This window comes from Moorena sp. SIO4G3, from assembly GCF_010692305.1.
GTDB lineage: Bacteria > Cyanobacteriota > Cyanobacteriia > Cyanobacteriales > Coleofasciculaceae > Moorena > Moorena producens_A.
This window is the reverse complement of record NZ_JAAHIG010000510.1, coordinates 1-5,441: the sequence shown is the minus strand read 5'-3', so window position 1 is coordinate 5,441 and position 5,441 is coordinate 1. Positions and strand designations below refer to the sequence as shown.

The following is a 5,441-nucleotide window of genomic DNA, read 5'->3' as shown; positions in this document are numbered from 1 at the left end:
GCTTAGTCCCTGGTTGCGGTATGTAAGGTTCTAATTACGTTTTACCCTCTAGCTCTGAAACATCTCGATTCGGGAATACTCTAGCTTTTCGGCCTGATGTATCCATCTCAAAATGCTCCTTCGGGTGAGAACTTGGCTTGAATCCTAGCCGTGGAAAGGTCTTTACTCCTTTCACTTCTCTGAGCGCCTTCATCGGTCGCCCTACCTATCAAGATATTATCCAAAAGGGACGCCAGCGCGGCAAGCAGGAGGGAGTCCTATTAGTTGTGATGCGTCAGCTAACCCTGAAGTTAGGTTTAATTGACCCTGTGCTCCAACAGCAGATTGAGGGATTATCCATTACTCGATTGGAGGAATTGAGTGAAGCGTTGTTGGATTTTAAGACAGCAACGGATTTAGCGGTTTGGTTGGATCACTAGGGAATAGGGAATAGGAAAAAATTCGGTGTTGCCGAATTTAGGAATGAATAAGAGTAGAGTGGGCATCCTGCCCGCTCGAAAATAAGCATGAAACTGGCAAGATGCCAGTTCCACAATAAGCATGAAACTGGCAAGATGCACAATAAGCATGAAACTGGCAAGATGCCAGTTCCACCCAAGATGCCCATTCCACCAACATGTCCATTCCAGAAAACTCTTAAAATCATTCCATTATTAAGCAACGCCCTAAAAAAAGCGATGCAGCGCGGTCTTGGGGGTTCCCCCCATGAGCGACTGCATCAAGAAAGCGATCGCATTTCCTAATCCGATCGCTTTCTGCGGTTCTTCAGTTCTGTTAAGGTTGGCTACAGCTAAGGATTAGGATGCCAGGGCGACTTCCACGGTCTGCTGCAATTCACCATTTTGATACATCTCAATCACCACATCGGAGCCACCGATAAACTCTCCCTTAATGTACACTTGAGGAATCGTTGGCCAGTTGGAATATTCTTTGATTCCCTGGCGGATGTCCCAATCTTCTAGTACGTCTACAGTTTCGTAGGGAACTCCTAGGGTATTAAGAATTTGGACAACATTATTGGAAAATCCACACTGGGGCATTAGTTTGCTGCCCTTCATGAATACCAAAATTTTGTGCTCTTGTGTTAATTTATCTATTCTCTCTTTCAGTTCTGGTGTCATCGTTGTCTTAAACTCCTGGGATATCTAGATAGTTATTTTGATAGTCGGTATTATATTAGTGAGTGCGATCGCAAAATCCTAGACTCTTCTAATTATGACTTACGCCAGTTTACTGCTTGCCAGCCCACGCTTCAGGGGTATAGGTTTTTAGGGCTAGGGCGTGAATGGCCTCTGTTGCCAACTCTTCGCTTAGGGCTCCATAAACCAGCTGATGTTGTTTCACCAGGGATTTACCTTCAAACTCGGAGGAGACCACAATGGCTTGCAGATGGTTACCACCCCCTAAATCTTCTACCTTTACTTGAGCATCCGGTATCGATTCTTTAATTTTTTCTTCAACTTGCTGTGTACTAATCGGATCCATTTTTTTTATTCCAGTTTCTATTGGAACTTCTAAAATACACTAAAATTCAACGTAAGCGAACAGCGGTCAGCGGTCAGCGGTCAGCTTTCCGTAACTCAGATGAAACCAATGCTTACCTCTTGTTTTATTCAAAAGCACCTCAAGTAGTGTGCCCATAAGCTGTTCGCCCAGCGTGGCCAAAGGCCATTGGCTGATAGCTGATAGCTGATAGCTGAACGCGCACGGGTGCGCGTAGCGCTAATCGCTGTTCGCTTACAATTTAACTGCCTTTATTAGAACCAGCGGACGAGGTGGGCTGGCTATTGCCATTTCTAGGAAAGGGAGAATCGACGAATCCTAGCTCAAACAGCTGTTGGTAGGATTTTTTTCCCAATTCCCTAGTAGGATTTTGAGACCGAATAATTTGAATTAACAAGGGCACAGCTAATTCTGGCTGGTCATTGGCTCGATGGACTAGGGCTAGGCGATAGGTGGCTTCATCTCGCTTTTCAGCAGTTTCCAGGGCTTTTTGCCGTTGAGACTCGTAGACTCGGTTGTCAATGCCGGAAAAACTGGAAGCCAGCTGTTGGTAAAAGTTAGACAACTGGTTAAATATCTGACGTGCCTCTTGGAGTTTTTTAGCAGCTACGCTATAGTTTCCTGCATCAATAGCGTTAGTCGCCTCTTGCATCATCCGCTCTCCCCCCGGCATACTCAATAGGCTATCTTGTTGAGTCAACGGCCCGGTATTGCTGGGGTCAGTGATGTCTGATTCTACTTGGATATCAGCACCTTGTGCCTGTGCTGGTGGCAGTACTACCAAAGCTGCCATCACGGGAAGAGCAACGAAACAGCCGAGCCTGACCGAATTAAGAGTGCCAGAATAAACCATACTATAGCTTTGGGAATTGGTTACCTAAAATGATAGAGTAAATCCAAACTATTGGTATAGTACCATTACCACAAAGGATTAAGGGCTTCTTGGGATGGTATTGCAGGTACCAGAGTTGTTGGATTTAAGCTTCAGACTGAAAATAGTCCTCAAATGTTCCCTATTCATCCCCCATATCTATTACAGGGAAGAGGGAACAGCGGATCTGGGAACAGGGAGCAGGGAGTAGGGAACAGCGGATCTGGGAGCAGGGAACAGCGGATCTGGGAACAGGGAACAGGAACCCACCCCTAACCCCTACCAGAGGTTAATGGGTTGAATACGCACCCATGGCCAATAGGCCAAGGTTAGCTGGCTGATTGCTGATGGCTGATGGCTGATGGCTGATGGCTGATTGCTGATGGCTGATGGCTGATGGCTGATAGCTGTTCGCTGTTCGCTGAATACTTATAGGTTAACTGGTTAGGTTTGAAATTAACGATAAATACAGAGAAGACGTGATAATTACCTGTTTTGCAGGCGGTAGTTCCTGATTTCTACCGCCTTATCCATCTTTGGTGTCTTTATTAATTTTGACAGTATTAAAACCTCTAGTTATACTACTTTTGTAGTACAAGTGAAAGCAAAGCTTTTCCTTTGGTGTTGGTAAGCTAATGAATTTACTCAAGTAATACTCAACGAACGTTGGGTCAGTGCTCCGTGAGCCATTACCCATTACCCATTATCCTTGGGTATTTCACTCAGCTAACCTTGGGCAATAGGCCACGCGATCGCTGAAAGCGGGACGAAGTCCATCGCGTTCAACCAGCTAACCTTGGCCTATTGGCGACGCGTGCGCGTTCAACCACCTAACCTTGGCCTATTGGCCACGCGTGCGCGTTCAACCACTTAACCTTGGCCTATGGGCCACGCTTGGCCGTAGGCCACGCCAAAGGCGAACGCGAACAACATTGAGCAACCCATGTGTTGTCTTAGCTATGTATCTTACAACATCTGAAATCGATACGGAACGAGTAGCACTGACGGCTTACGATTTGTGGAAATCTTATGGCAATCGCACTGTCGTTAGTGGGGTTAGTTTTACCCTGAATCCTGGGGAAATTTTGGGTTTACTTGGACCGAATGGTGCCGGTAAAACCACTACGGTGGGAATGCTCTACGGCGCAGTTGTTCCTAGTCGTGGCTTTGTGCAGTTGGGTCAATATCAAGTACATTCTCAAGGGCAAAAGGTTCGTTTTTCCATGGGGATTGTTACTCAAGAAGATAATCTTGACCCGGACTTTACTGTATTTGAAAATTTGGTTGTCTTTGCCCACCACTACCGGATCACTGGTAAGTCAGCTCGGAAACGAGCAGGGGAGTTACTGGAGCGGGTGGGGCTACAGGATTATGCTCAGCGGCGGATTGATGAGCTATCTGGTGGCTTGAAGCGGCGTTTGGTATTGGCACGAGCCTTGATTAATCATCCCCAAGTCGTGTTCTTAGATGAGCCTACCACAGGACTTGACCCGGATGCACGGCAGGATTTTTGGAAGCTGGTGATTCACCTGAAAAATCAAGGGTGTGGGGTGTTGTTGACTACTCACTATATGGATGAAGCACAACGATTATGCGATCGCTTAATCTTACTTCAGCAGGGTAAAGTAATTGACGAAGGTACCCCCGATCAGCTAATTGAGCGCACTGTTGGTAAAGAGCTAGTGGAGATTGAGGGTATCTCCGAAGATATCCTGCAACAATTAGCGACTCAGTACGGAACTTGGTATCGCACCTTTGGCAGTAACTACCTGATAGCATTACCTATCGACAATCCCCAAGCTCTCTGGAAAGAGCTAAATACAATTCCATCTGTTAGTCTAAGCCGCCGCTCCACCAACTTGGAAGATGTATTTTTACGACTGACCGGAACATCATTGGATTGATTAAGTTAGACAGGTTTACTATCAACATCCGCTTGACTAATTGTCATCTCCTATATTGGGAGATGTGATTGGGTAAAATCTGAAAAAACAAATGATACCAAGTTGCGGTCAAACCTACAACTTTCTCTTCTCCCAATCTCCCCATCTCCCCATCTCCCTATCTCCCAATTTCCCTATCTCCCAATTTCCCTATCTCCCCATCTCCCCATCTCCCTATCCAACCAATCTACTATCTTTGAATGCAACTCGGTATGAAAGGAAATTCTGTAACATTTTGGGGCATTTACTCTGTCTGGCATCGTCATGCCAAAGTGTATCAAAGAACTTGGCTAGTTAATAGTATACTTCCACTTTCTGAACCGGTGATCTATCTGATTGCCTTTGGCTATGGTTTAACTCCCCTAGTGGGAGATGTTTATTACCATGGTCAACCCACCTCTTATTTGAACTTTATCGCTGCTGGAATGATCGGAATTGGGGTACTGTTTCAGTCCTTTTCTGAAGGAGCATATGGGAGTTTTGTCCGCTTGAGTATTCAAAAAACTTGGCATGCACTGCTGACAGCACCGTTGACTTTCATGGAAGTATTTCTGGGAGAGTGGCTATGGGCAGCTACAAAGGGAACTATAACTGGTATCATCACAGGATTAGTAGTGGTGATCTGGGGACTTTACTCTGGCTGGCAATTGCTGATCTCTTTGCCTGTAATTATTTTGGGGAGTATGCTGTTTGGTGCTATTGGGCTATTGACTGCCGGAACGGTGCGTACTGTTGATCAGATAAATGTGCCGATTTTCTTATTCGTGATACCAATGTTTACTCTCTGTGGTACTTATTTCCCTAGGGATACATTACCCACTGGACTGGGTTATGTCGCTAGTGTTTTACCCCTATCATCAATGGTTGATTTGTTACGTTGGCCCTTAGGGTTACCAGAGTTCTGGTTTTTAGAATTAATCTGGTTGTTGGTATGTACTGCTGTGTGTTATATCCTAGCTTGGCGTAAGATTTATCCTATTGTATTCCGTTGATGAGTCAAGGGAGTAGGGAGTAGGGAAAGAGAGGGAAGTGTGGGAGATGGGGAGATGGGGAGATGGGGAGGTGTGGGAGGTGTGGGAGGGGTGGGGAGTGTGTGGAGGTGGGGAGAGGGGGGGATGGGGAGA

Annotated in this window: 7 protein-coding genes; 4 read left to right on the top strand and 3 right to left on the bottom strand. The window is 45.9% G+C overall.

Annotated elements, in window-relative coordinates:
• The first annotated feature begins 137 nt into the window (after positions 1-137).
• Both F6J99_RS41485 and F6J99_RS41480 read left to right on the top strand, forming a co-directional pair.
• A complete protein-coding gene (locus tag F6J99_RS41485) occupies positions 138-419 on the top strand; it encodes a DUF4351 domain-containing protein (protein WP_293122362.1) in 282 nt (93 codons plus the stop codon).
• Positions 420-554: 135 nt separating this feature from the next.
• Positions 555-743: a hypothetical protein gene (locus F6J99_RS41480; protein WP_293122358.1), complete on the top strand. Its 189-nt coding sequence runs from the start codon at positions 555-557 to the stop codon at positions 741-743.
• Between the two features lie 54 nt (positions 744-797).
• Here the strand turns inward: F6J99_RS41480 and grxD are convergent, their stop codons facing one another.
• The 3 genes from grxD to F6J99_RS41465 form a co-directional block, all read right to left on the bottom strand.
• Positions 798-1,121 (bottom strand): Grx4 family monothiol glutaredoxin, encoded by a 324-nt coding sequence (grxD, locus tag F6J99_RS41475; protein WP_293122355.1) that lies wholly within the window; start codon positions 1,119-1,121, stop codon positions 798-800.
• Between the two features lie 109 nt (positions 1,122-1,230).
• Positions 1,231-1,485: a BolA family transcriptional regulator gene (locus tag F6J99_RS41470; RefSeq protein WP_293122351.1), complete on the bottom strand. Its 255-nt coding sequence runs from the start codon at positions 1,483-1,485 to the stop codon at positions 1,231-1,233.
• A 259-nt stretch (positions 1,486-1,744) separates the two neighbouring features.
• A complete protein-coding gene (locus tag F6J99_RS41465) occupies positions 1,745-2,356 on the bottom strand; it encodes a hypothetical protein (RefSeq protein WP_070394136.1) in 612 nt (203 codons plus the stop codon).
• A gap of 854 nt (positions 2,357-3,210) precedes the next feature.
• Here F6J99_RS41465 and F6J99_RS41460 point away from each other — a divergent pair.
• On the top strand, positions 3,211-4,278 hold the full coding sequence (locus F6J99_RS41460; RefSeq protein WP_293122347.1) for an ABC transporter ATP-binding protein: 1,068 nt from the start codon (positions 3,211-3,213) through the stop codon (positions 4,276-4,278).
• Positions 4,279-4,529: 251 nt separating this feature from the next.
• Complete coding sequence (locus F6J99_RS41455; RefSeq protein WP_070396812.1) at positions 4,530-5,309, top strand: ABC transporter permease; 780 nt, start codon at positions 4,530-4,532, stop codon at positions 5,307-5,309.
• Positions 5,310-5,441 lie beyond the last annotated feature (132 nt).

What these genes read in the sequence shown, in the direction of transcription:
- F6J99_RS41480 (WP_293122358.1), top strand. Translation starts at nt 555, where the DNA reads ATGCACAATAAGCATGAAACTGGCAAGATGCCAGTTCCACCCAAGATG.
- F6J99_RS41470 (WP_293122351.1), bottom strand. Translation starts at nt 1,485, where the DNA reads ATGGATCCGATTAGTACACAGCAAGTTGAAGAAAAAATTAAAGAATCG.
- F6J99_RS41455 (WP_070396812.1), top strand. Translation starts at nt 4,530, where the DNA reads ATGAAAGGAAATTCTGTAACATTTTGGGGCATTTACTCTGTCTGGCAT.
- grxD (WP_293122355.1), bottom strand. Translation starts at nt 1,121, where the DNA reads ATGACACCAGAACTGAAAGAGAGAATAGATAAATTAACACAAGAGCAC.
- F6J99_RS41465 (WP_070394136.1), bottom strand. Translation starts at nt 2,356, where the DNA reads ATGGTTTATTCTGGCACTCTTAATTCGGTCAGGCTCGGCTGTTTCGTT.